The sequence below is a fragment of the Undibacterium sp. CCC3.4 genome (genome assembly GCF_034347425.1).
GTDB lineage: Bacteria > Pseudomonadota > Gammaproteobacteria > Burkholderiales > Burkholderiaceae_D > Undibacterium.
The window spans coordinates 1,205,997-1,231,958 of sequence record NZ_CP133779.1 but is presented as its reverse complement, the minus strand read 5'-3'; the positions used below and the strand labels follow the sequence as shown (position 1 = coordinate 1,231,958).

General features: G+C 54.7%; 21 protein-coding genes. 11 read left to right on the top strand and 10 right to left on the bottom strand.

Annotated features, from left to right (window positions below):
- Nucleotides 1-6: 6 nt before the first annotated feature.
- Nucleotides 7-1,746 (top strand): membrane protein insertase YidC, encoded by a 1,740-nt coding sequence (gene yidC, locus RHM61_RS05665; protein WP_322250164.1) that lies wholly within the window; start codon nt 7-9, stop codon nt 1,744-1,746.
- Between the two features lie 142 nt (nt 1,747-1,888).
- A complete protein-coding gene (gene mnmE / locus RHM61_RS05660) occupies nt 1,889-3,301 on the top strand; it encodes a tRNA uridine-5-carboxymethylaminomethyl(34) synthesis GTPase MnmE (RefSeq protein WP_322250163.1) in 1,413 nt (470 codons plus the stop codon).
- 188 nt (nt 3,302-3,489) lie between these two features.
- On the opposite strand, the gene RHM61_RS05655 is transcribed toward mnmE, so the two are convergent.
- A complete protein-coding gene (locus tag RHM61_RS05655) occupies nt 3,490-3,669 on the bottom strand; it encodes a type II toxin-antitoxin system RelE/ParE family toxin (RefSeq protein WP_322250162.1) in 180 nt (59 codons plus the stop codon).
- The gene (locus tag RHM61_RS05650; RefSeq protein WP_322250161.1) at nt 3,666-3,953 is read right to left on the bottom strand and encodes a hypothetical protein; all 288 of its coding nucleotides are present in this window, start codon (nt 3,951-3,953) and stop codon (nt 3,666-3,668) included. The genes RHM61_RS05655 and RHM61_RS05650 overlap by 4 nt, the downstream gene beginning before the upstream one ends.
- Before the next feature lie 760 nt (nt 3,954-4,713).
- Between RHM61_RS05650 and RHM61_RS05645 the strand changes: the two genes are divergently transcribed.
- The 3 genes from RHM61_RS05645 to RHM61_RS05635 all read left to right on the top strand — a co-directional run bounded on the left by RHM61_RS05645 (nt 4,714) and on the right by RHM61_RS05635 (nt 8,640).
- Nucleotides 4,714-6,726: a glycoside hydrolase family 28 protein gene (locus RHM61_RS05645; protein WP_322250160.1), complete on the top strand. Its 2,013-nt coding sequence runs from the start codon at nt 4,714-4,716 to the stop codon at nt 6,724-6,726.
- A gap of 193 nt (nt 6,727-6,919) precedes the next feature.
- Nucleotides 6,920-7,717 carry a class II glutamine amidotransferase gene (locus RHM61_RS05640; protein WP_322250159.1) on the top strand — a complete coding sequence of 266 codons (798 nt, stop codon included), beginning with the start codon at nt 6,920-6,922 and terminating at the stop codon, nt 7,715-7,717.
- Nucleotides 7,714-8,640, top strand: a complete 927-nt coding sequence (locus RHM61_RS05635) for a LysR family transcriptional regulator (protein ID WP_322250158.1) — start codon at nt 7,714-7,716, stop codon at nt 8,638-8,640. Before RHM61_RS05640 ends, RHM61_RS05635 begins: the two co-directional genes overlap by 4 nt.
- A 53-nt stretch (nt 8,641-8,693) precedes the next feature.
- Here the strand turns inward: RHM61_RS05635 and RHM61_RS05630 are convergent, their stop codons facing one another.
- From RHM61_RS05630 to RHM61_RS05610, 5 genes are all read right to left on the bottom strand, one after another.
- Nucleotides 8,694-9,839 carry a BMP family ABC transporter substrate-binding protein gene (locus RHM61_RS05630; protein ID WP_322250157.1) on the bottom strand — a complete coding sequence of 382 codons (1,146 nt, stop codon included), beginning with the start codon at nt 9,837-9,839 and terminating at the stop codon, nt 8,694-8,696.
- 57 nt (nt 9,840-9,896) lie between these two features.
- Nucleotides 9,897-10,808, bottom strand: coding sequence for an ABC transporter permease (locus RHM61_RS05625; protein ID WP_322250156.1), 912 nt, complete (start codon nt 10,806-10,808; stop codon nt 9,897-9,899).
- Nucleotides 10,809-10,810: 2 nt separating this feature from the next.
- Nucleotides 10,811-11,878, bottom strand: a complete 1,068-nt coding sequence (locus RHM61_RS05620; RefSeq protein ID WP_322250155.1) for an ABC transporter permease — start codon at nt 11,876-11,878, stop codon at nt 10,811-10,813.
- Entirely contained in the window at nt 11,871-13,406 is a 1,536-nt protein-coding gene (locus RHM61_RS05615) for an ABC transporter ATP-binding protein (RefSeq protein WP_322250154.1), read from the bottom strand. The genes RHM61_RS05620 and RHM61_RS05615 overlap by 8 nt, the downstream gene beginning before the upstream one ends.
- 228 nt (nt 13,407-13,634) lie before the next feature.
- Nucleotides 13,635-14,903, bottom strand: coding sequence for a glycerate kinase (locus tag RHM61_RS05610; protein ID WP_322250153.1), 1,269 nt, complete (start codon nt 14,901-14,903; stop codon nt 13,635-13,637).
- A gap of 93 nt (nt 14,904-14,996) precedes the next feature.
- Here RHM61_RS05610 and RHM61_RS05605 point away from each other — a divergent pair, with 93 nt between their 5' ends.
- The 6 genes from RHM61_RS05605 (at nt 14,997) to RHM61_RS05580 (ending at nt 23,043) form a co-directional block, all read left to right on the top strand.
- The gene (locus RHM61_RS05605) at nt 14,997-16,172 is read left to right on the top strand and encodes a serine hydrolase domain-containing protein (RefSeq protein WP_322250152.1); all 1,176 of its coding nucleotides are present in this window, start codon (nt 14,997-14,999) and stop codon (nt 16,170-16,172) included.
- Between the two features lie 85 nt (nt 16,173-16,257).
- Nucleotides 16,258-17,664, top strand: a complete 1,407-nt coding sequence (locus tag RHM61_RS05600; protein WP_322251045.1) for a metallophosphoesterase — start codon at nt 16,258-16,260, stop codon at nt 17,662-17,664.
- Between the two features lie 115 nt (nt 17,665-17,779).
- On the top strand, nt 17,780-19,105 hold the full coding sequence (locus tag RHM61_RS05595; RefSeq protein ID WP_322251044.1) for an IS4 family transposase: 1,326 nt from the start codon (nt 17,780-17,782) through the stop codon (nt 19,103-19,105).
- Between the two features lie 300 nt (nt 19,106-19,405).
- Nucleotides 19,406-20,602 (top strand): hypothetical protein, encoded by a 1,197-nt coding sequence (locus RHM61_RS05590; protein WP_322250151.1) that lies wholly within the window; start codon nt 19,406-19,408, stop codon nt 20,600-20,602.
- A gap of 10 nt (nt 20,603-20,612) precedes the next feature.
- The gene (locus tag RHM61_RS05585) at nt 20,613-21,017 is read left to right on the top strand and encodes a hypothetical protein (protein WP_322250150.1); all 405 of its coding nucleotides are present in this window, start codon (nt 20,613-20,615) and stop codon (nt 21,015-21,017) included.
- Between the two features lie 283 nt (nt 21,018-21,300).
- Nucleotides 21,301-23,043, top strand: a complete 1,743-nt coding sequence (locus RHM61_RS05580) for a methyl-accepting chemotaxis protein (RefSeq protein ID WP_322250149.1) — start codon at nt 21,301-21,303, stop codon at nt 23,041-23,043.
- Between the two features lie 40 nt (nt 23,044-23,083).
- On the opposite strand, the gene RHM61_RS05575 is transcribed toward RHM61_RS05580, so the two are convergent.
- The 3 genes from RHM61_RS05575 to RHM61_RS05565 all read right to left on the bottom strand — a co-directional run bounded on the left by RHM61_RS05575 (nt 23,084) and on the right by RHM61_RS05565 (nt 25,304).
- On the bottom strand, nt 23,084-23,662 hold the full coding sequence (locus RHM61_RS05575; protein ID WP_322250148.1) for an ATP-dependent Clp protease proteolytic subunit: 579 nt from the start codon (nt 23,660-23,662) through the stop codon (nt 23,084-23,086).
- A 73-nt stretch (nt 23,663-23,735) separates the two neighbouring features.
- Nucleotides 23,736-24,944, bottom strand: coding sequence for a M20 aminoacylase family protein (locus RHM61_RS05570; RefSeq protein ID WP_322250147.1), 1,209 nt, complete (start codon nt 24,942-24,944; stop codon nt 23,736-23,738).
- Nucleotides 24,945-25,088: 144 nt separating this feature from the next.
- Nucleotides 25,089-25,304: a hypothetical protein gene (locus RHM61_RS05565; protein ID WP_322250146.1), complete on the bottom strand. Its 216-nt coding sequence runs from the start codon at nt 25,302-25,304 to the stop codon at nt 25,089-25,091.
- Between the last annotated feature and the right edge of the window lie 658 nt (nt 25,305-25,962).

Below are 25,962 nucleotides of genomic sequence, written 5' to 3'. Positions count from 1 at the left end.
TACAAAATGGATATCAAACGTACCGTCCTGTGGGTTATCTTCGCCATGTCGCTCTTGCTGCTTTGGGATAACTGGATGCGCCATAACGGCAAGTCTTCGATGTTTTTCCCACAAACTGCAAGTCAGCAAGCTAAAACCGCAGCGCCTGCCACTGGCACGCCAGCTGTATCGCCAGCCGGTACCGCGGCCGTCGCGTCTGTGCCGGGCGGTGACACCGCCACGGCTGCCAGCAGCGAACGCATTACTATCACCACGGATGTCATCAAGGTCGATATTGATACGCGCGGCGGCGAAGTACGGCGTTTGGAATTGTTGAAATATAAAGACCATCCTAAGCCTGAGCATTTTTACGATCCTTTCCTCGAAGCAGTAGGCTTGCGTGCAAAAACCGCCAGCGACCGGAATGTGGTGCTCTTCGATGAAACTGCCCAACGTACTTATCTGGCGCAGACTGGTTTGGCCAACCCGGCTTATCCTAACCACAAGTCGCTGTTCGTTGCCCAAGCGGGCAAGCGCAGCCTCGATGGTGATGACAGCGTACAACTGGTGCTGGTGTCGGAACAAGGCGGCGTACAACTGACCAAAACTTTCACGTTCAAGAAGGGTGATTACGCCGTTGGCATCAAGCATACGGTCACTAACCACACTGGCGCGGCGATTTCTCCTTTGTTGTATCTGCAGTTGATACACGACGGCACCAAGCCTGAGGGTGGCTCGATGTTTACCGGCCCGAGCGAGTTTTATGCCCCGGCCGTGTATACCGATGCAGAAAAATTCCAAAAACTCGACTTTGAAAAAATTCACAAAGCCGAGCAGGAAACCCCGGGCAGCAGTAATAACAGCCATGCCAAAAATGCCGATAACGGTTGGGTCGCAGTGATTCAGCATTTCTTTGTCTCGGCCTTGATCCCGCAAGACAAAGGCGCGCGTGAATTCCGTACCGAAAAAGTGCGCGATAATATTTTCTCGGTCAGCACCTTGCTGCAACTTGGCAGCATCGCTCCGGGCACCAGCAAAGACTCGTTGGCGACCTTGTATTCGGGTCCGCAATCGACTGTCTTGTTGGAAAAAATCGCGCCAGGTTTGGAATTGGTCAAGGATTACGGTATTTTGGCCATTATCGCTAAACCGCTGTTCTGGCTCATGGACATGATTCACGGTTTGATCGGTAACTGGGGCTGGACCATCGTGGTCTTTACCATTGCGATCAAATTGGCGCTGTTTCCTTTGTCGGCGGCCGGTTATCGCAGTATGGCCAAGATGAAAGTAGTCACGCCGAAAATGCAGGCCGTGCGCGAGCGTTTCAAAAACGATCCGCAAAAAATGAATCAAGCGATGATGGAATTGTATAAAACCGAGAAGATCAATCCACTCGGCGGCTGCTTCCCTATCCTGATTCAAATGCCGATTTTCCTCTCGCTGTACTGGGTGCTGCAAGCCAGTGTGGAAATGCGCGGCGCGCCGTGGATGGGTTGGATCACTGATCTGACTTCGCCTGATCCGCTGTTCATCTTGCCGGTGATTTATGCCATCTCGATGTTCATCACTACCAAGCTTAATCCGGCACCGGCTGATCCTATGCAAGCCAAGATGATGATGTTCATGCCACTGGCGTTTTCAGTGATGTTCTTCTTCTTCCCATCCGGTTTGGTGCTGTACTGGGTCGTCAATAATATTTTGTCGATTGCCCAGCAATGGGTCATCAACAATAAGTTGATTCCGCCTGAGCACAAAGCCAAGGCTTAAGCGCTTTAGCCGCAAAAAAAGCCCGCTTCGCGGGCTTTTTTTATGTGGTATTTTTAATACGGCAAGCAGCATAATTCTGCCACTACACAGTCAGTACACAGCTATCATTTCAAGATGAAAGCGCCAACATGAAAGCGCCACTATGATTCACGATACCCTGCCCATCGTCGCCATCGCCACCGCCCCCGGACGCGGCGGCATCGGGGTGGTACGCATTTCCGGCAAACAGCTGGGCCCCTTGCTGACTACCTTGTTCGGTGCGCAGACACTCAAGCCGCGCCATGCCAGCTATCTGCCATTCACGCAGGCCGACGGCAGCATCATCGATCAAGGTCTTGCTCTGTTTTTCGCCGGACCGCATTCTTACACCGGCGAAGATGTTTTGGAGCTGCAAGGTCATGGCGGCCCGGTGGTGATGCAGATGCTGCTGACGCGCTGTCTCGAAGCCGGTCAAGCGATCGGGCTGCGTCTGGCCGCGCCCGGTGAATTCACGGAACGCGCGTTTCTTAACGATAAACTCGATTTGGCGCAGGCCGAAGCGGTCGCCGACTTGATCGAAGCCTCAACCGAAGCGGCGGCAAAATCGGCTTCGCAATCCCTGTCGGGGGCGTTTTCCAAGGTGATCAATACCTTGGTCGAGCAAGTGGTGCATTTGCGTATGCTGGTCGAAGCGACGCTCGATTTTCCTGAAGAGGAAATCGATTTCCTCGAAAAATCGAACGCGCGCGCCCAGCTCAGTCAGATCCAGCTGGCACTGCAAAAAGTGTTTGAGCAAGCGGCCCAAGGCGCTTTGCTGCGCGCCGGTCTCAATGTGGTGTTGGCCGGCCAGCCGAATGTCGGTAAATCCTCTTTGCTCAATGCTTTGGCCGGCGATGACATCGCCATCGTTACACCGATCGCCGGCACCACACGCGACAAGGTGACCGAAACCATCCATATCGAAGGCATCCCGCTCAACATCATCGATACCGCCGGCATCCGCCACGACGACGATGACGATTTCGAGCAGCAGGGCGGCATCGTCAACCATATCGATACGGTCGAGCGCATCGGTATCGAACGCACCTGGGCCGAAGTCGACAAAGCCGATGTGATCTTACATTTGCTCGATGCCGGCCGTGGCCCCACCCGGGCCGACGAAGCCATCGTCGCGCGTTTTCCCGAAGGCGTGCCGGTAATCCGCATTTGGAACAAGATCGATTTGTCCGGTCACCATAGCGCGGTCGACCAGATGAGCGACGCCACGCATATTTATTTATCGGCGCAAGAACATCTGGGTATCGATTTGCTACGCGCCGAATTGCTGCGCATTGCAGGTTGGGAGCAAACCGGTGAATCGCTGTACTTGGCACGCGAACGTCATCTGATCGCCTTGAAACACGCGCACGAACATTTACAAAGCGCCGCTGAATTCGCCGCGCAAAATGATCAATCGCTCGATTTGTTTGCCGAGGAATTAAGGCTTACGCAAGACCGGCTCAATAGTATTACCGGGGAATTCAGTTCCGATGATTTGCTGGGCGTTATATTTTCGCGGTTTTGTATTGGAAAATAACAGCTCTGCCAAAGCAGAGCAGCGCAGCGTGCTGGAGATATGAATCGCGCTGGACCGTATGGCCTTCGCCCCGAACTGACTTAATATGAACTTGACGGCCATTGTCTGGCAACATGCAACACGCGCAGCACTCGCACCAGATCGCCGGCGTTATCGTAAATAAGTATGTAATTTTTATGAACTACCAGTTAGCGGGTACCCGCTACACGGCCAAGCCGACCCAAGCTTGGATGATTCACCAAACGGCCAGCTTTTTCTGTAAACAGTTCATCGAGGGCCAAGGCGGCGGCCGGATTGTCGGCCTCAATGTAATCATAGATGTCTTCGCGGTCTTGGGTCGCCTCGCGCGTCCAAAACAGTTTCATCATTTGACGATGGTTTCCAGCCGGCGGCGCGTAGCTGCCCGTTTAGCCGCGAACTTGGCTTCGACTTCAGCCGCTGGAAGCAAGTTGCCAGCATTGGCTGAGTCCAAACCGATTTGCACTTGATGGCGAAACCAGATGTCATGTTCGGCTGCTTTCTGCTGCTTGACGAAGTCGCGCATGAAGTCGCGCAGTAGCTGGGCAGCAGTGCGGTCACGATTCTTTGCGGCCGTGCTGAATTGATCTTTCAGGTCCTCATCGACCCGGAAGGTGAAAGTTGCTTCGCTCATGGTCTTCGCTTTCATGTGTTACACCGTACTGATATCGTAGCACAGGGAGGCAGATTTGCCGGTGCTCTGAATCATTGTTCAATAAGCAAAAGTTGGGAGGAAACCGACAAATCGCAGTACTTGGCACGCGAACCTCATTTGATCGCCTTGAAACACGTTAAGACCACGTGCAAAGCGCCGTTGAATTCGCCACGCCAAATGAGCATCGCTCGATTTGTTTGCCGAGGACTTAAGGCTTACACTTGCGCAGCTGGAAGCAAGTTGCCAGCATCGGCCGAGTCCAAACCAATGTGCACTTTCAGCCCGAAATAGCATTGCTTGCCTTGGTTCGCCGGACGCATTTGGGGCGGACCAGCACGGTTTTTTGTAGCAGGCAAGGGTATGATAGCTTGTCTGATATCTTCAGGTGATTTTGCTTGTCAACGAGGATTTTTGTTGCGGGCATACGAATAGATTCAAGTAAAAAAACTAACAGTATCGTCTGGTGCTATCTCATCCTCGCCCGAGAAGCTGAGAAGCTGCGCATATTCATCGATCTGTTCAGGTATGGGATTAATTCACCACTTTTCACATTATGTTGTATGATAACTGTTAACTACGATGTGTCGATACATCGCAGTTTTCAAAAAAAATTAGTGACGCCAGGGCGATACGGATTCAATCCGCGTTTCCCTGGCCCGCGCCGGACAGATGGTTAAACCAAAGCCACCCGACGAGTCAATGCACTGATTACCCTTAAAAAAATACAGGAGAACACAAGATGAGCAAAGCGCCATTTAAGCACCAACTTTCAGCCAGCCAGCTGCAGCAACAAGAGCGCGCACTAGCTTTGCCTAAGCGTCGGCAGTTCCTTGGCGTCGCCGGTTCGTCCTTGGGCTTGGCCATGTTTGGCGGCTTGAGTGCTTGCGGGGGCAGCAGCGACAGTAGCGACAGCAGCGTGGTGAGCGCCGACCCCATCTGGGGACCTTTCGGTGCGGTAGATAAGATCGTCACCGCATTGAAGGGCGTCTCACAGGCTGGGTTCAGGGCCGCCGACTATCAGGTAACGGCCTATGGTGCCGCAGTGTGCGCCGTCGTGGCTCAGGCTAACCCCTATTCAACATCGGCGTTGAGCACCAACGCCGACAAAACGCCGGCGCTGGGTTCCTTCGACTCGCGACCAGCGTTTCTCGCCGCCATCGATGCTTGCAATAAGGCCGGCGGCGGACGGGTCGTGGTACCCTCCGGCGACTGGTATTGTGCCGGACCGATCGTATTGCAAAGTAACGTCAACTTCCACTTGAGTGCCAACTGCACGATTTATTTCAGCAACAATCCAGCAGACTATGCCAAGGATGGCCCGATTGACTGTGGTGTCAACGGCAAGCTCTATACCAGCCGGTGGCAGTCCGACAGTTGCATCAACTTCGGCTCGCCGATCTACGCGATCAACCAGACCAACATCGCGCTCACGGGCGAAAGCCCGCAGACATCGATCCTTAATGCGCAGTCGATGAAGCCGTTCGCCGGCAGCGGCGATACCGCCACCTGCTGGTGGACGTACAAAGGAAACAAGAGCTCGTATGGTGTCAATGCCGCGGGGACTACGCCTTCCTGCGCGACCAATAACGCGCTCAATCTTGATTTGAAGATCGTCAAGCCGAGCATCGATGCCGCTCTGTACGCGCTGCTGACCAACCCCATCACCCCATGGCAGCAGGATCAGAATTATCTGCCGGCGCTGTCAGAAGCCGGCGTACCAGTGAGCCAGCGCATTTTTGGCTTGGGTCATTACCTGCGTCCGTGTATGGTCGAATTCATCGACTGCACCAACGTCCTGATGGAAAACTACCAGACCAACAATACGCCGTTCTGGCAAATGCACCCGGTTCACTGCACGAATGTGGTGATTCGTAACGTTCTGGTCGACAGCATCGGCCCGAACAACGACGGTTTCGACCCGGAAGCGTGTACGACGGTGTTGTGCGAAGGAATGACCTTCAATACCGGTGACGATTGCATCGCAATCAAGTCCGGCAAGAATCTCGATACGCAATATGGCCCGGCCCAAGACCATGTGATCCAGAATTGCACGATGAACAGCGGCCACGGTGGAATTACGCTGGGCAGCGAAATGGGTGCCGGGATTCAGAATATCTACGCCCGCAACCTGACGATGCAAAACGTCAACTACAAGACTGACTCCTTGAACATCGCCATACGCATCAAAACCAACATGAATCGCGGCGGCTACGTCAAGAATTTCTATGTCGACAATGTCTCGCTGCCCAACGGCGTGAATCTGAAGGGGGCGGGCTATGGCACCGCCATGCTGCCTGGCAGCCCGATCTCATTGAGCGCTCCTTTAGGCGTGGCTACCGCGGCGGCATCCAATCCCTCCGCTTCGCAGGGTGGCATCATTACTTTCGATTGCGATTACCAGCCGTCCAAGGACGCCATCAGAACACGCGCGCCGTTAGTGCAGAACATCAACATTTCAAATGTGATCGTTGGCAACATTACCTCGGGTAGCTTGACGGGATCCTGCTTCCAGGCGATCGTCGCGCAAGGTCCCGTGGCGTTTGACTACAACGGCGCACTGCCGGTACCGACGGTTTACCCAATCAGCGGTGTGACCATTTCCAACTGTAATTTTGGTACACCGACTGCCGCCGGGCCTGCCAGTGCCACCGTTCCCGGCCCTATCTATGCCTACAACGTGAACGGCATCACTCTGAAGAACGTGCTCATTGCTGGCAAGGCTTACGACACGGTTGTCACCGACATTCGCTGACGACCGTGCCAGACCAGAAGCTGCCGGACTTGATGGGCGGAAGAATTGTTTATTCAGCCGAGAGTTGCTCAATTCCGGCCGTCTTCTGGTTTTTTTTAGGGGATCTGCGCGCGGTGTTGGGATGCCTCAAACAAACGAGCAAAATCCCTTCTTCCTATGGTAAGGTAGTTGATCGATTTCATCCATTCGCATCATGTGTCAATTACTCGCAATGAATTGTAATACCCCAACGGACATTGTGTTCAGTTTCACCGGCTTCGCTACCCGTGGTGGCTTGACGGATGAACACAAAGACGGTTGGGGTATCGCCTTTTTCGAAGGCAGTGGCGTGCGCCATTTCGTCGATCATCGGCCGGCGATCAGTTCGCCTGTGGCTGAATTGATCAAGCGTTACCCGATCGAGTCGAAAAATGTGATCGCGCATATACGCAAAGCGACCCAAGGCGAGGTGGTGCTGGAAAATTGCCATCCGTTTGTGCGCGAATGCTGGGGCCGCTACTGGGTGTTTGCCCATAACGGTGACTTGAAAGATTTTCATCCGGTTTTGGATGGCAGTTTTCATCCGGTTGGCAGTACTGACAGTGAACGGGCTTTTTGCTATATTTTGCAGCAAATGCGCGCGCAATTCGGCGATCAATTGCCTGATCTGGCAGCGCAAACTGATTTTTTGCGTCGCATTACCGGCGAAATTGCCGCCTACGGTACCTTCAACATGATGCTTTCGAACGGCAATGCGATGTTTGCTCATTGTTCGACCAAATTGTTTTACATCATTCGTCAGCATCCGTTTAGCACCGCCAATTTGTCGGATGAACAAGTGCTGGTCGATTTCGCCCAAGTCACGACGCCGAATGACAAGGTGGCCGTGATCGTGACGCAGGCCTTGACCATCGATGAACAATGGACGCAATTTTCTGCCGGCGATTTGAAAGTGTTTGTCGACGGTGACCTGGTTTGCGATACTGCCGTCGCGGCCATGGCAGTGACATGAGTACTCGGCTGCTCGATCAGCTCGATACCAATTTGCTGCGCGTCTTGCATACCTTGCTGAGCGAACGCAGCGTGACGCGCACGGCCATGAAATTGGGTCAGTCGCAGCCCTCCATCAGTAATATGCTCAAGCGCTTGCGTGAGATCACCGGCGACGCGATATTGGTACGCGGAAAAAATGGCATGACGCCGACCGCGCGCGGCGAAGAATTGCTGGGCTTGGCGCGCCAGGCGCTGCAATTGTTGGAGCGCATCGCCAGTCCGGCACCGGAATTTGTCGCGGCCAGCACACAGCGGGTATTTCATCTCGGCGCGCCCGATTATCTGAGTGCCTTGCTACTGCCCTTGGTGGTGGAAAAAGTGCGCGAACAAGCGCCGCAAGCCGGCTTGGTCGTGCATGCCTTGAATGCCGGCTTTGATTATGCCGCGGCGCTGGAATCGGGGGAACTCGACTGCGTGATCGGGAACTGGCCTGATTTGCCACAGCATTTGCATATCGCACAATTATTTGAAGATGACATCGTGTGTATGGTCAATCGCCGTCATCCGGTGCTCAGCAAGGGTTTGTCGCTCAAATACTATCTCGAGATGGCGCATTTGGCACCGACGCCCTACATGGCCGGTCATCGCAGCATCATCGACAGCGCCTTGGCTGAGCAGGGTTTGAAACGACGGATACAAATGACGATACCGTATTTCGGCATGCTGGCGCACATTTTGGCTAAGACCGATCTGGTGTTTACCACCAGCCGCAGCTTTGCCATGCAATGTGCGCGCGATAATCCCATCGAGGTGTTGGCGATGCCGATAGCCATGCCGAAAATGAAATTCTTCATGCTCTGGCATGAACGGGTGCATGCGGCGGCCGATGTGCAGTGGCTGCGTCGCATCATTGCCGAGGCGGCGGCCATCGTCTGCCACTGAAACGGCAAAAAAAACGCCCGGACGGTGCCGGGCGTTTTTTGCTGACCGAGAAATTAGCCCGGTACTTTGCCTTCCACACCTTCGACGTAGAATTTAATTTCATGTAAGAACTTGTCGTCGGCCACCACGTCTTTGCCCAGCACTTCTTTACCGGTATTGTCTTTGATCGGACCTTTCCAGATTGGTGCCGTACCATCAATCACGCCTTGGCGTTTGTCGGCGATGAGCTTTTTCACTTCTTCCGACAGCGAGCCGTTGAAGGCTTTCAGGTCGATCATGTTTTCCTTCAAACCCCACCAAGTCGATTCCGATTTCCAAGTGCCAGCCATCGCGGCATCGATACGCGAAATATAGTAACCGCTCCAATCGATGGTCGAGGCCGCCACATGGGCTTTCGGACCGAACTTGCTCATGTCGCTGTCCCAACCGAAGGCCATCACGCCTTTTTCTTCGGCAGTTTGCACCACGGCGGCGGAGTCGGTATTTTGCATCAGCACGTCGACACCTTGGCCGACCAAGGTGATGGCAGCTTCACGTTCTTTGCCCGGATCGAACCATTTATTTACCCAGACGACTTTAGTAGTGGCTTTCGGATTGACGCTGCGTGCGCCGAGTTCAAACGAGTTGATATTGCGCAGTACTTCAGGAATCGGTACCGAAGCGACGATGCCGAGCTTGCCTGATTTGCTCAATTTGCCGGCGGCGACACCAGCCAGATACGCGCCTTCATAGGTGCGTACATCGTATTGGGCCAGATTGGCAGCGGTTTTGTAGCCGGTTGCATGTTCGAATTTTACGTCAGGGAAATCTTTCGCTACTTTCAGCATCGCTTCCATATAGCCAAAGGTAGTACCGAAGATGACTTTGTTACCTTGCGTAGCCAGATCACGAATTACGCGTTCGGCATCGGCGGCGCTTTCCGGGACATTTTCAACAAAGGTGGTTTTGACTTTATCACCAAATTTGGCTTCCACCAATTTACGTGCTGCATCATGGGCATAAGTCCAACCGGCGTCGCCAACTGGGCCGACATAGATGAAACCGACTTTGAGCGGCTCGACCGTAGCGGTTGCCGTGCTGGCAGCGGCGGCAGGGGCCGCGCTGTCCGGTTTGGCTTCTTCTTTTTTACCGCAAGCGGCAAGACTGAGCAGGGCCAGCGAGAGCGCTGCTACCAGGGTTTTTCGACGGGAAATTTTCATAATCAGCTTCCTTTTGTGAACGAACAAATTTCAAAAACAGCGGGCCGGCATGTATCCTTAAGGACGGAAGGGCTTGCCCAGCGACGCCGGCATGTTCAGGCGTATCCAATCCGGATTGCGTGAAATCAGCACCAGCACGACGATGGTGGCCAGATACGGCAACATCGACAAAATTTGCGATGGAATCGCAATACCGATGGCTTGGAAATAAAACTGCAAGATCGTGACGCTGCCGAACAGTAAAGCACCCAGCAAGACGCGTGCCGGGCGCCATGTGGCAAAGGTGGTCAGTGCCAACGCGATCCAACCGCGGCCAGCTACCAAGCCTTCCACCCACATCGGCGTGTAGACGATGGACAGATAAGCACCGGCGATGCCGCAGCACGCACCACTGAAGAGCAGGGCGGCATAGCGGATCTTGCGCACCGGATAGCCGAGTGCATGAGCCGATTCGGGCGATTCACCGATCGCCCGCAAGACCAGCCCGGCGCGGCTGCGGTATAAAAACCAGGCGATGCCGGCGCACAGTAGCAGGCTGAAATAGACGGCGCTATGCTGGTCAAACAGGGCTTTACCGAAGAAGGGCAAGTCTTGCAGATAGGGAATGCCATGCTTTCCTGCCGGCAAGGATTGCCCGACGAAGGCTTGGCCGATGAAGGCCGACAGACCGGCACCGAAGATGGACAGGGCCAGTCCGGTGGCGACTTGATTGGTGGCCAGTACCAGGGTCAGCCAGGCGAACAGGCTGGCCATCAGCATGCCGGATACGGCACCGGCCAGAAAGCCGAGTGCCGGCACATGGCTTTGATGGGCCACGGCGAAGCCGACGATGGCGGCCACCAGCATCATGCCTTCGGCACCAAGATTGAGCACGCCTGCACGTTCATTGATCAGTAAGCCCAACGCGGCGATCAGTAAGGGGGTGCCGGAATTGATCGAGGCGGCGATGAGGGCAGCAAAATTTTCCATACTCAGTTCTTCCAGCGCAGGCGGTAATTGATCAAGGTGTCGCAAGCGAGCAGCAGAAACAGCAGCATGCCTTGAAACAGACCGGTGATCGCCGATGGTAAGCCTAGCCGCGATTGCGCCAGCTCACCACCGAGATAAAACAGCGACAAAACCAGCCCGCCGAACAGCGTGCCGATAGGGTTGAGGCGGCCGATGAAGGCGACGATGATGGCGGCAAAGCCGTAACCGGGTGAAATCGAGGGCAAAACTTGGCCGATTGGACCTGCCACCTCGAAGGCCCCGGCCAAACCGGCAAAGCCGCCGGAAATGAGCAGGGAAGTCCAGAGTGCTTTGCGGCTGGAAAAACCGGCATAGCGCGCCGCCAACGGTGCCATACCGCCGACGGTGAGGCGAAAGCCGGCAAAGCTGCGGTAGATGAACACCGTCATCAGTAAGGTGGCGACGAGCATGACGACAAAGCCGATATGCAAGCGCGTGCCGGAAAATAAATGCGGCAGCAAGTATTCGCTGGAAAACACTTTCGATTGTGGGAAATTCATGCCGTTCGGGTCTTTCAAGGGCCCGTTGACTGCATACATCAGCAACAATTGAGCGATATAGGTCAGCATCAGTGACACCAGAATTTCATTGGCATGAAAACGGTCACGCAAAAACGCCGTGATCGCAGCCCAAGCAGCACCACCGACGATGCCGGCGATGCAAGCGAGCAGCAGTACCAAGCCGCCGGCTAAGACAGGGTTGTCATGGTCGAAGGCAACGATACAAGCCCCGGCGGCCAAACCACCGATCACGAGTTGTCCTTCGGCACCGATATTCCACACATTGGCGCGGTAACAGACCGACAGACCGAGCGCGCACAGCACCAGCGGTGTGGCTTTGAGCAAGAGTTCGGCAATCGCGGTGGTATTGCGCAGCGGTTCAAGCAAGAATACTTGCAGTCCGACCAGCGGATTCTTACCCAGCGCCAGAAACACCAAGCCGCCGAACAATATCGTCAGGATTAAGGCCAGCACCGGTGAGGCGTAGGCCATCGTGCGCGAGGAGCTCGCGCGTAATTCCAGCTTAAGCATGGGCTACCTCCGCAGCAAGGGTGCTGCCATCGTCATGCCATAATCCACTCATCCATAATCCTATTTGTTCGCGGCTGGCAGCCGCTGTGTTGATTGAAGGCGAGAGCCGTCCTTTGGCGATCACATGCAGGCGGTCGCATAATTCAAATAATTCATCGAGTTCTTCGGAAATCACCAGAATTGCGCAACCAGCCAAGCGCAGTTGCCGAATTTCGGCATGTATCTGGGCCGCCGCACCGACGTCGACACCCCAAGTCGGTTGAGCGACGATGAATACGCTGGGGGCACGCATGATTTCACGGCCGACAATGAATTTTTGTAAATTTCCGCCCGACAAGCTGCGCGCCGGTGCCGCCGGCCCCGATGCCTTGACGCGAAAACGTTGGATGATATCGGCCGCAGCTTTGATGGTGTGGGGGAAATTGATCATGCCGCGGCGCACGAACGGTGCTTGCTGCTGCGACAGCAGCATATTCTCGGTCAGACTCAATTCCGGTACCGCACCGCGTCCCAGCCGCTCTTCCGGCACCAGACTTTGACCGAGCGCGCGGCGTGCATGCGGGCCGAGCTGGCCGACTGCTTGCTCGTGCAAACGGATCGTGGCTGGTGCGCAACGCCGGTCTTCGCCGGACAAGGCGGCCAGCAATTCTTGTTGGCCATTGCCGGAAACCCCGGCGATGCCGACGATTTCTCCGGCACGTAAGGCTAGTTCTATCGATGCCAGTGCGGTGGCAAATGCATGGGCTTTCGGCAGCGTCAATTGGCTCAGTTGCAAGCGCACGGCACCCGGCGTCACCGCGCTTGGCGCGGCTGGCAGCGGCAAACTCTCACCTATCATCAGACGCGACAGGCTGGCGGCAGTTTCTGCCGCGGGGTCGCAATGTGCGGTCACTTTGCCCATACGCATGACTGTTGCGGAATGGCAGAGTTCACGAATTTCATCAAGTTTATGGCTGATGTACAAGATGCTGCAGCCTTCGGCGGCGATTTGTCGCAAGGTCACGAAGAGCTTTTGTACCGCTTGCGGCGTGAGCACTGAAGTCGGTTCATCGAGGATCAGTAATTGTGGTCGCGTGAGCAAGGCACGCACGATTTCCACGCGCTGCCGTTCGCCTACCGAAAGCGTGTGAACATGGCGCTGTGGTTCGAGCTCCAAGCCGTAGGTGGCACCGGTGAGGCGAATTTGTTCGGCCAATTCGCTCATATTGATGCCGGGTGCCAAACCGAGTGCAATGTTTTCGGTCACGGTCAAGGTGTCGAACAGCGAGAAATGCTGGAACACCATGGCGATGCCGAGTGCGCGCGCATGCTGTGGCGTGGCAATTTTTACTTCCTTCCCGTTCCATACTATGCGTCCGGCGTCTGGTTGTACGGCACCGAAGATAATCTTCATCAAGGTCGATTTGCCGGCACCGTTCTCACCGAGTACCGCATGAATTTCACCGGGAGCAACACGCAGATCGATATGATCATTCGCGATTACGGCGGGATAGCTTTTACAGATGCCTGTCAGCTCTAAGCGCGGCAAAATGGGTGAAACAAAAGAAGTCACATATACCTTTTTTAGCAAGGATGTAAAGCATCAACACAAGGGGGAACTTTGAGCGGCCGAGCGCAGCAAGTAGCCCACAGCGGCCACCATGCTGCGCAAAAAAACAGCAATGACAATTCAGCTTAGGAAGATTGCATGCCATTAGCATCATCGAACCCATATGTTGGGTATTGAGCCTACATTATAAGTGCCACAGTGGCCTATTCACAAAATCAAAATTGCTCTGAAATCATTGACGTTAGTGCGAGTAGGGCCGCTGATCAATAAATCACCTAAAGCCTCGAAGCAACTGTAGGCATCGTTGTTTTCCAACATCAATTTCGGCGACAACTGCAGCAGTGCGGCGCGCTGCTCGAAATCGGGGCTGTAAATGGCACCGGCATTATCTTCCGAACCGTCGATGCCATCGGTGTCACAAGCGATGGCATAAATGTTCGGATGGGCTTTGAGCGCGAGCGCCAAACTGAGTAAAAACTCCGCGTTGCGGCCACCGCGGCCATTGCCACGCACGGTCACGGTCGTTTCTCCGCCTGACAGCAACACGCAGGGACGCGTAAACGGTTGATCTTGCAAAGCCACCCGGCGTGCCAGCGCCGCATGCATGAGCCCGATGTCGCGCGCTTCTCCTTCCATGCCATCCGACAAAATATGGGCGGTCATACCGGCCGCCTGTGCGGTTGCCGCTGCCGCTGCAAGTGCTTGGTCGGCCGTGGCGATGATGATATGTTGGTGATTGGCAAAACGCACATCGTCAGTAGACGGCGTTTCGCCGCGTCCCGAGCTCAGATGCGCGCGGATGGCTGGTTCGATGGCGATCTGATATTTTTCCAAGATCGCCAAAGCCTGTGCGCAAGTGCTGTCGTCGCCCAAGGTCGGGCCGCTGGCGATGATGGCGGGGTCGTCGCCAGGCACATCGGAAATCATCAAGGTGAGCACGCGCGCCGCGCCGCAGGCCAGCGCGAGCCGACCACCCTTGATAGCCGATAAATGCTTACGAACACAATTCATTTCACCGATGGCGGCACCGCTTCTGAGCAATGCTTTATTGATCGCTTGTTTTTGTGTCAGCGTGATGCCGGCCGCCGGCAAGGCCAGCAAGGCCGAGCCCCCACCCGAAATCAGACACAGCACGAGGTCATCGGCCGTCAGATTGTCTACCATGGCGAGCATGCGTAGGGCCGCTTGTTGCCCGGCTTCATCTGGCACCGGGTGCGCCGCTTCGATTACTTCGATGCGACGGCATGGTGCACCGTGGCCATAACGGGTGACCACCAAGCCCGACAGGGGGGCATCCCAATGTTGCTCAACACTTAAGGCCATGGCGGCCGCGGCTTTGCCGGCACCGATTACAATAGTGCGACCATGTGCCGGCGGTGCCGGCAAATAGGCCGGCAGGCATTTTTCAGCGCTGACTGCGGCGACGGCGCTATGATAGAGTGAAGTCAACAATGTACGTGGCGAGGAGGTCGGCATAGTCGGCAGTTTCAGTAACGGTAAATTTTTTAAACATAAAACAGTACTGTTATCAGTACTGACATTTTTTTCCAGCAAATGATCATAAACGAAATGGGCTACGACTTCGCTGAAGTAAATTCATCGATGCAAAAATACGTCGACCGCGACATCCTCGCCGGCGTCTCCGGTGCTTTACTGGTCGGGCGCGATTTGGTGTATCAGCACTGCAGCGGCTGGGCCGATAAAGAACAGGCGATTCCCTTGCGCGAGGATCATTTGTTTCGGGTGTTTTCGAATACCAAACTGATTACCTCGATAGCGATTTTGCTGCTGATGGAAGATGGCAAGTTGCAGCTCGATGACAGACTGGAACAGTATCTGCCGCAGATGGCGCAGCGGCGCGTGCTTTTGCCTGGCGCCACGTCGCTCGATCAGACCGAAGCGGCGCGCTCCGCCATCAGCTTGCGGCAATGTTTGAATCACACCTCCGGACTCGCTTACGGCTTACTCGATCACGGCAGCTTGCTGTATCGCGCTTACAACGAGGCCAAGGTGCTCAATGCCTTTACCAGTCTGGCCGAGATGGTCGATGCGCTGGCCGCGCTGCCGCTGAGTTTTCATCCCGGGCAAGCATGGGAATACTCGATCGCCAGTGATGTCCTGGCGCGCGTGGTTGAAGTTGTCAGCGGCGAGCGTTTCGACGACTTTATCGGCAGGCGTATTTTTGTACCCTTGCAGATGCATGACAGTGGCTTTCATGTGCCGCCCGAGCAAGTGCACCGCCTGACTGCCTATTATGCCGGTGTCGATGTCAGCAATGTGCTCGCGCGCGGCTTGCGCCGGCTTGAACGCTCGCCGTATCCGGGGGCCTTCACCATGCCGGTGGCGCGCCTTTCCGGTGGCGGTGGCTTGGTCTCCAGTTTGCCCGACATGCTGGCGCTGCTACGCAGTTTTATGCCAGGTGGCACGACCTTGCTGCGGCCGCAAACCATCGCCTTGATGATGGAGAACCATTTGCCTGCTGGCATGGGATTGAGTTTTCCCGGCATCGGTGCGGTACCGGGCAAGGGCTTCGGGCTAGGCGGCGCCGTCACGCTGGCACCATCGAGCATCGATCCGCCGACGGCGCACGGTGAATTCGAATGGGGTGGTATTGCCGGAACGCATTGGTGGATTTCACCGCGCCACAATATTGCCGGTATCTTGATGACGCAGCGCTTGATGAGTTTTTGGCACCCGTTTTCCTTCGAGTTCAAACGTCATGCCTATGCGGCGCTGGGCGTATGATCAGGGTCCTATCATGCTGTTGTCATCTGCATCGCTTAGTATGGCGGACTATTTGTTGTTGTGACCTTATCAGGAGACACCCGTGATGAAATTATCTGTGCTCATGTCTGTGAGCAGTTTACTGCTGTTGAGCGCCTGTACAGGCATACGCGCGCCCGACCAAGATGCCGAGCTCAAAGCGCGTTGGGTGGTGCTCGGTGAAAACGGGCAAGCCATCGCCCGTGCCATTACCAGCGCTGCTTCCTGCCCTGCCTTGGTGCAAGATGGTGTGGTGCTGCCGATGACAGTACGCGCCGCCGCTGCCACCGAAGCGCAGCGTAAAACTGCCAGCAAGAGCGAGATCTCGAAACCATCGGCGTTTCCAGTGCTGACCTGTGAAGCCGTGATCGCGGCTGGCACCAAACAAGCGCGCATCGGTTCACAAACGCTGGCTCTGCCGCCGGCCGCGATAGAAAAAATTGTCGTGATCGGTGACAGCGGTTGCCGTCTCAAGGCAGCCGACAATTACTATCAACCTTGTAATGACAGTGAAAAATGGGCGTTCCGTTCCATGATCGCTAAAGCTGCACAGTTCAAACCCGATCTGGTGGTCCACGTCGGCGATTATCATTATCGTGAAAATCCTTGCCCGGATGATCATCCTGAGTGTGCCGGCAGCCCTTGGGGTTATGGCTGGGATACTTGGCATGCCGATTTCTTCGATCCGGCCGCGGCCTTGCTCAAAACCGCGCCATGGGTGATGGTGCGTGGCAATCATGAATCGTGTGCGCGTGCTGGCCAAGGCTGGTGGCGCCTGCTCGACCCGCGGCCCTTGCAAGCGGGCCGTGATTGCAATCTTGAAAGCAATGATTTACGCGGCGATTACAGCGCCCCGTATGCGGTACCACTCGGTCGCGTCGGTGGCGAGTTGGCGCAAATCATCGTGTTCGACAGCGCCAAGGTGCCGAACAAAGCCCTCGCGCTGGACGACCCAGCCTATCCGATTTACCGCGAGCAAATTCAAACCGTCGACCGTTTAGCCGGCACGGCTGACTTCAATTTATTCATCGAGCATCATCCGGTGTTGGGCTTGGCGGTAGAAAAGAAACGCAGCGGCGGTTTGGATGTGAAACCAGGCAATGCGGCACTGCAGGCGCTGTTGCAAGAAGTTCATCCGCAACGCTTGTTTGCTGCCAATATTCACGCCACCATTGCCGGCCATGTGCATTTGTTCGAAGCCCTGACTTTTGCCACCGACCATCCGACCCAATTTGTCAGTGGCAATGGCGGTTCTTCGCTCGATACGCCAGTACCGCAACCGCTGGCGGCCGATGTCACGCCGTTTGCCGGCGCTAAAGTTGCCCATTTCAGCAATTCTAACGAAGTCGGCTTCATGACGATGGAACGCTATGTTGATCATTGGCAAGTGCGGGCCTGGAACCTGCAGGGTAAAGTGCTGCGCACTTGCCGCATGACGGCCAAGCAAACCGATTGCGATGCGACGACGCCGTAAAGCATACGCTGTGAAAAAAGCGGCAGCCTTGGGCTTAATGCCGTTCAGTTAAGACTGAACGGCATTTTTATTTAGTGGTTGTAAACGTTACGGCATGCTGTTAACCTTCGTCGCAATGTTCGACGATACCCTTCATTTCCTGGCAAACCACCTTGAGTCACCCGACTGGCGGCGACTTGGCGAGCATTTGCCTATCGAGTGGATCGAACAGGCCGTGAAGCGCACCGATGCAACCAGCATTCGCCATCGGCGGCTGCCGGCCGAACAAGTGGTTTGGCTAATGGTGGCGTTGGCGCTGTATCGCCACAAGTCCATCGGCGAAGTATTGGATGATCTCGGATTGGCGGTGCCGGATTCGCAAACGCCTTTTGTCAGTAAGAGTGCGGCGGCACAGGCGCGCCAGCGCCTTGGTTCCGAACCGCTGAAGTGGCTGTTCGATCACTCCGCCCGTCACTGGAGCGGCCAGGATCGCCGCGCCTATCTATTTAAAGGGCTGCAACTGTTTGCTATGGACGGCACCACGTTGCGCACCCATGACAACGTCGAGAACCGGAGCCATTTCGGCGCCCAACTTTACGCCAGCGGTGCTCTCGCCAGCTATCCGCAAGTACGCGGCGTGACACTGACCGCTTTGCCGACGCATATCGTTCACAGTGCCGCGTTCGGCCCTTACGGCACCAATGAGATGTTGTACGCAAAGCAGTTGATCGCTGATGTGCCCAATGAATCGCTTACCGTCTTCGATCGCGGCTTTCTGTCTGCGGAAATCCTGTGTGCTTTGACGCAGCACGGCACGGATCGCCACTTTATTATTCCCGCCAAATCAAATACCCGATGGGAACTGATCGAGGGCGATGAGAACGATTGCATCGTCCGGATGCGGGTGTCGCCGCAGGCCCGTGCCAAGTGCCCCGAGTTGGCAGAATTCTGGGAGGCGCGTGCCATCACCGTTGTCGATCAGCAGGCGCGAAAACGCGTTCTACTGACCTCGTTGCGTGAGCGCCGCCGCTACAAGCCCGTCGATATCGCCAACTGTTACGAGCGTCGTTGGGGCATCGAGACGAGCTACCGCGAACTCAAGCAAACAATGCTGGGCACAGCGCTGACCCTGCGCTCGAAAACAACAGACGGCGTCTATCAGGAAATCTGGGGCACTCTGATTGCCTACAACCTGATCCGCCTGGAGATCGCCAAGGCGGCCTTGACGGTCAAGTGCGAGCCCACTGAAGTGAGCTTTATCCGGGCATTCCACTTGATCCAGTTCGAGCTGCATTGGGCTGCCGTCACCAGATCCTATGGCAAGCTGCCCGCTTCGATGAAGCATCTACGCGAAAGGCTGGTTAGCCTCCTCAATGACGAACGGCCCGATCGTCAATACGACCGGGCCGTCAAGGCTAGACCAAACCGCTATGCCGTTCGTATTGTGCGAAAAACTGCTTAACTGAACGGCATTACAGCCTTGGGCTGCCGTTTTTTTTGCCAGATTGGCTCAAAATTTGTATCGAATCCGCCACGAATTTGTCATGGAATGTGAATTCCATAGTCCTGTGTGGCTGTCAATCAATGCTTGGCAAACAGATCAGCTTGGTGCGCGTCCTCATAGGGGGATAGTAAAATTTTGCGCATAAGAAATATTCGTAAAAGCAAATAATTTTGCCATAAAAAAATTTCCGATTGGAAACTTCCTTCTAACTCAGACCGGGGTGAGGGCCTAAAATGCGCCATCTACTGAGGAGTTAGCATGAACTTAAAACCACTGATTGTTTTGTTGGCCATGTCGGCCGCCGTTTCCAGCGCCTGGGCCGAGGAAGACTCGCGCTTCACCTTCAGCGGCTTTGGCACGGCGGCATTAACGCGCAGCAATACTTCCGATGCTGAATTCGCTCGTCCTAACCAAGTCGCCGGCGTCACGACTACGCCGCGCACTGGGGTCGATTCGAATCTCGGTTTGCAACTGACGGCCAAAGCCACTGATTGGCTGTCTGCTACCGGCCAAGGTCTGGTACGTAAAAACGTCACCGACAGCTTCGGTGCCGAGCTGAGCTGGTTATTTGTCAAAGCCAAGGTGTCAGACAGCCTGAGTTTTCGCGCCGGTCGCATCGGTTTGCCGGTGTACATGATTTCCGATTACCGCAATGTTGGCTATGCCAACACCATGATCCGTCCGCCGGTGGAAATGTACACTCAGGTACCGATGGAGAGTGTCGATGGCGTCGATGCTGTGTATCAAACTTCTTTCGGTGAAACGGCCGTGACGGCACAATTTGCCTACGGCAAAACCGACAGCGATAATGCCGCCGGCTTCACGGTTAAATTACGCAATATGAGTGGCATCCATTTGCTCGCCGAAAATGGCCCGTTCACAGTACGCTTCGGTCGCGTCGATAGCAAATTAACGGTCGATAATGGTATGACGGTGAATGCCTTGCTTGGTGCTCTGACGCATTACGGCTTCAGCAGCGTAGCCAGTCAATTGGCTGTCAACAACACTAAAGCCTCGTTCACCTCGCTCGGTTTGGGTGTGGACTGGAAAAACATCGTGGTTCAGGCTGAATACGGTAAGCGTAAGACCGATAGCTTGACGGTACCGAATACCACCTCGTGGTACACCATGGCCGGTTACCGAATCGGCGCATTCTTGCCTTATTTTAATCATGCCTCGGCAACACAAGACAGTGCCCGCAGCGTAGCCGGTTTGCCAACTTCCGGGCCTTTGCAAGTATTGTCCTTGGGTGCCAACACGGTCGCTTCGAATGCTGTTCTGCAAACCAGTAATAGTGTTGGCGTGCGTTGGGATTTCAATAAATCGGCCGCACTAAAAGTCCAGATCGACCGCATGACGCCGACGGCCGGCAGCAACGGCGTGTTTGTGAACGCCAAACCGGGTTTTTCCGGCCCTGTCACGGTCTTGGCCGCTGGCGTGGACTTCGTATTTTAAGGATGTAGTGATGAAAAAATTAGTAAACCTATCGTTGTTGATCGCCATTTTGGCGGCATCGACAGCAGAGGCGGCGGAAATCGTGGTGATCGTCAACCCTAACAACCCAGCAACGGCAATGACCAGTGCCCAGGCATCGCAATTTTTCCTTGGAAAATCGCCCATGTTTACACCGGTTGATCAGGCCGAAAATTCGCCGTTGCGGGCCGAATTCTATAAAAAAGTGTGCGACAAAGATTTATCGGAAGTCAAAGCGATCTGGTCCAAGCTGGTGTTTACCGGCAAGGCCAGTGCTCCTAAGGAATTGCATTCCAGCGCAGAAGTCAAAAAGGCGGTCGCCGCCAATCCCAGTGGTATCGGTTACATAGAAAAATCGGCCGTCGATGCCAGCGTGAAGGTGGTTACTACCTTGTAGTAAGGCTGATTTAACGCAATATTTCCTTGCCAAGGTGTGAAGCAAAGGGTTTCTGTATGATAATACATGAGCCCTTTTTCTTTTCTTCAATACATTTTTCTGACTTAACAGTTCGCTGTTTCTTCTCTGATCTTCGCCAGCGCTGTCATTTCCCTGGCGGTAACAATCTTGGATGTTTCGCTCTTCTGCTATTGCTGTTAGCCGGTGTCAGGCGTGGTACGCATTGTTCACGGCGGCTGTAAAACTTTCCGCTGCTTGTCTTTTACATTTCACGGGGTAGAACATGACGTTTCTCAAGGATTTGAAAATCTCGGCAAAGCTATTGATCGGCTTTGCTTTCCTCTTGCTGCTGACGAGCTTCATCGGCTTGTTTGCGATTTACCAGCTTGCGCAAGTCAATCATTCGGCCACCGAGCTCGGTACCAATTGGATGCCGAGCGTGAAAGTGACGATGGCGATCAAGGAAAGGCTGTCGCGCATCCGTTCTCAAGAAGCGCAGATGGTGTTTGCGGAAAATCCTGAAGAAGTTGAAAAATATATCAAACGTACTCAGGAAGCCGTGGCCGGCCTCAAGGAAAACGAGGCGAGCTACAGCATTTTGATCAGTGAAGCGCAAGAACGCGCGCTCTATGCGGAGTATCAACAGCAAAGTGCCGCTTATTTACAATTAACTGAAAAAATGATGGCCTTGGTTCGTGCCGGCAATGCAGCCGATGCGGTGGCGATTTTGCGCGGTGATTCCTCGCATACGAATACCAAGTTACGTGAGCTCGTCGATAAACTGGTCACTATCAATGCCGAGGGCGGGACCAAAGCTTACCAAGATAGTATTGTTTTATATGAGCGCTCGCGTTTGCTGATTTTGCTGGTTCTGGCGCTGAGTATCGCGCTGGGTTTGGGTTTGGCCGTGTTCATCGCGCGCATTGTATCCTTGCCTTTGCGCTATGCCGTCAAAGTGGCGCAAACCGTGGCGGCCGGTGATTTGACCAGCCAGATTGATATCCACAGCCGTGATGAAACCGGTATGTTGCTGCAAGCCCTCAAGGAGATGAATGCGAGTTTGATGCAGGTCGTGAGCGAGGTGCGTCAAGGTAGCGATGAAATTACCTTGGCTTCATCCGAAATCGCACACGGTAATATGGATTTATCGAATCGCACCGAAACCCAAGCCGGCTCGCTCGAGGAAACCGCTTCATCGATGGAAGAAATTACCTCCACCATGCAACACAATGCCGATAATGCGCGCCAAGCCAATCAATTATCGCATTCGGCCAGTGAAGTGGCGCAGCGCGGCGGTGCTGTGGTGGCGCAAGTGGTCGATACCATGGGGGCCATCAATGCAGCGTCCAAGAAGATCGTCGACATCATCGGCGTGATTGATGGCATCGCGTTTCAAACCAATATTTTGGCACTCAATGCCGCCGTCGAAGCGGCGCGTGCCGGCGAACAAGGTCGCGGGTTTGCCGTCGTGGCCTCGGAAGTCCGTAATCTGGCACAGCGTTCTGCCAGCGCGGCCAAGGAAATCAAGGATCTCATTAATGCCTCCGTCGACCAAGTGGAGCAGGGGACGCGCTTGGTTGATCAGGCCGGTAATACCATGAACGAAGTGGTGGAAAGTGTGCGGCGGGTCAGCGATATCATCAGTGAAATCACGGCAGCCGGCTTGCAGCAAAGTGCAGGGATTGCGCAAATTAATGACGCCATCACCGAAATAGACACGATCACGCAGCAGAATGCCGCCTTGGTGGAAGAGGCGGCGGCGGCGGCGGCTTCACTGCAAGAGCAAGCGCTGCGGCTTGGTGGTGTGGTCAGCGTATTCAAGCTCGATGGCCAATCTGGTGGCAGTGCAACACCCCGGGCGGCGCGTAAAGCCGCTGCACCCAAAGCCACATCGGCCAACAACGCAGCGGCGCGTCCCAAGTTACTGGCGGCGCAAACACGCAGCGTCAAAGCTGCTGAAGCGGGCAAGAAAACGACCAAAGCCGCTCAGTCAGCCGGCAAGAGTGATGAATGGGAAGAGTTTTAAATCACACCGGCCCAAGGGGCCGGTGTATTTGTTACTGCACTCAGTTGAGTTCGCTTTGTTTGACAATGGTGCGAGAAATCAAACCGTATTCCAGCGCTTCGGCGGCCGTCATCCAGTAATCTCTATCGATGTCGGTGCTGACGCGTTCCAAGCTTTGGCCTGATTCACGTGCGATCAAGGCGGCGATGCGCTCGCGCACTTTGACGATTTCGCGTGCCTGAATCGCAATATCAGTAGCTTGGCCGCCGCAACCACCGCTCGGTTGGTGAATCAGAAAACGGGTGTTGGGCAAGCATACGCGACGTTCTTTCGGGACCGCTAAAAATACGCTGACCGCAGCGCTGCCGACCCAACCGCTGCCTATCATATTGACTGGCACATCGATGAATTTGATGATGTCATGGATCACATCGCCCGATTCAACATGGCCGCCCGGTGAAGACACCAAAATCGTGATCGGTGCCGACGAGTCGGCTGCCAGCGCGATCAAACGCTTGCTGACATCGGCGGCGAGTTTGTCATTGATGGTGCCGAATATCAGCACGGTGCGGGATTTGAACGCTTTTTCTTCCAGAAAAGGGCTGCGCTGTGTGTCGTTGTTATCTTTATCGTCTGCCATGTGAGCTTCGTGTGATTGAGAGGGGAAGGGAAGCGCAGATGACATCCACGCTTCCCGCGTAAACTATTATGCTTCAGATGGCTGCTGTATTGCTTTTTTTCAAGTAGGCTTCCGCCAGTTTGACCCAATAAGTTGCACCTATCGGCAGCAATTCATCATTGAAGTCATAGCTGGGATTATGTAAATTGCAGGGGCCTAAGCCATGCCCGCTGCTGCGATGGTCGCCATCACCGTTGCCCAAGAAGACGTAACAGCCGGCTTTTGCTTGCAGCATAAAGGCAAAATCTTCCGCGCCCATGGTCGGTTCGACGGCGGCATCGACATGTTCAACGCCGACGACGGCACGCATCACTTCGGTAGCGAAGGCGGTTTCCGCCGCGTGATTGATCAGCGGTGGGTAATTGCGCTTGAATTCAAAGCTGACCGTGGCGTCAAAGGCCGCTGCAGTATGTTCGGCAATCGCTCGCATCCGATTTTCGACCAGATCGACCATTTCGGTGCTGAAAGCGCGTACCGTACCGATCAGCGTGGCATCATCGGGAATCACATTGGTGGCGCTGCCGGCATGAATCTGGGTGACCGACAAGACCGCTGAAGCGAGTGGGCTGGCATTGCGGCTGACTATGGTTTGCCAGCTCTGGGCAATTTGGATGGCGGCGATGATGGGGTCGATACCCTTGTGTGGCTGCGCAGCATGCGCGCCTTTGCCGTGCACCACCACTTCAAATTCATTTGAGGATGCCATCATCGGTCCGGGAGTGACACCGAAGCTGCCGACGGCCGCACCCGGCCAGTTATGCATGCCGAACACGGCTTGCATAGGGTATGTTTCAAACAAACCATCATTGATCATGGCGCGGGCACCGCCGCCACCTTCTTCGGCGGGTTGAAAGATCAAATACACGGTACCGTCGAAATCTTGATGCTCAGACAGGTAGTGGGCAGCACCGAGTAACATCGCCGTGTGTCCATCGTGCCCGCAAGCATGCATTTTCCCTGCATGCTGTGAAGCATGGTCAAAGGTATTGATTTCTTGCATGGGCAGCGCATCCATATCGGCGCGTAAGCCAAGCGCGCGCGTGCTGCTGCCGTTGCGAATGATGCCGAGCACGCCGGTACCACCGAGGCCACGCACGACCTCTATACCCCAGGCTTCGAGTTGGCGCGCGACCACATCGGCAGTACGGAATTCTTGGTAGCACAATTCAGGATGGGCATGCAAATCGCGCCGTATTTGTTGAATGGCGGTTTGCGCTTGCAAGATCGGTTGTAGTAGATTCATACGGGTCTCCCGGATAGCGTTCAGTCTTGTATGGTACATGCTACATAGATTTAATGTGTCGGCGCTTAGATGGCGGCCGCGGCAGGTAGGCTTACAGGATAAGCCAGAATGTAGCGAGAGGGAATACAAAAAATGCCCTCATTCTTAGGCAGCAATCGAGTGGCACGTCAGTGCCTTCAGGGTGGGAGGGTCGATCAAGGGCACTTTTTTCTGTGAAATGAACACGTCCTGCTGCGCCTGAGCAGCACAGATATCACCGATATAAAGGGCGCGTACGCGCCACTGGATTGCCGCTTGCGCGAATGGGTGGGCGCGCAATCGACCTAACTTGTTAGTTGTTACTACCAATAAACCGGCCATGGCCGCATACCTGTGATGTTTTTTGATCGTGCTATGGCAGCAGCATTGCCCAGATATCATGGGCGGTGATGATTGATATACGAAAAATAGAGATGACAACTTTGTTGCGCTGCACTATAGTTGTACTTGTCTCCTCCAACACCTCCTAAGGGTTTGGATTTAACCCGCAGCCGCAAGGTAGCGGGTTTTTTTTAGCTGCATATTTTGCGCTGCGGTGCGAGTTTGATTCTGGCGGCCATGCATTGGATAGGTAGTGGACGTGTATAGGCGGGGTATTGTTGGCATCTTCCCTTGCGTAGACCCCTCGTGGGCGGTCTGTATCGTTCAGATATTCGTATTATGAATGGTAGATATACAAAAATAGGCCTTGGAAGATTTGTTGCACTGCGATATAGTCGTACCTGTCTCCTCCAACACCTCCTGAGGTTTTGGATTTTAGCCCGCTCTTAGCGGGCTATTTTTTTGCCTGAGAAAATCTGCGAAATGACGACGCCAAGAATTGCTTAGAATCGCGAGCTCTGCCCGTTGCGGACGGCGAGCGACTAGCCATTCAGTTGCTCACAATTTTGTCATTGCCGTGCCTGGAGGCCCTTCGCACTAGCCGCTACGTTCAGATATTCACATTATGAATGGTAGATATGCAAAAATAGGCCTTGGA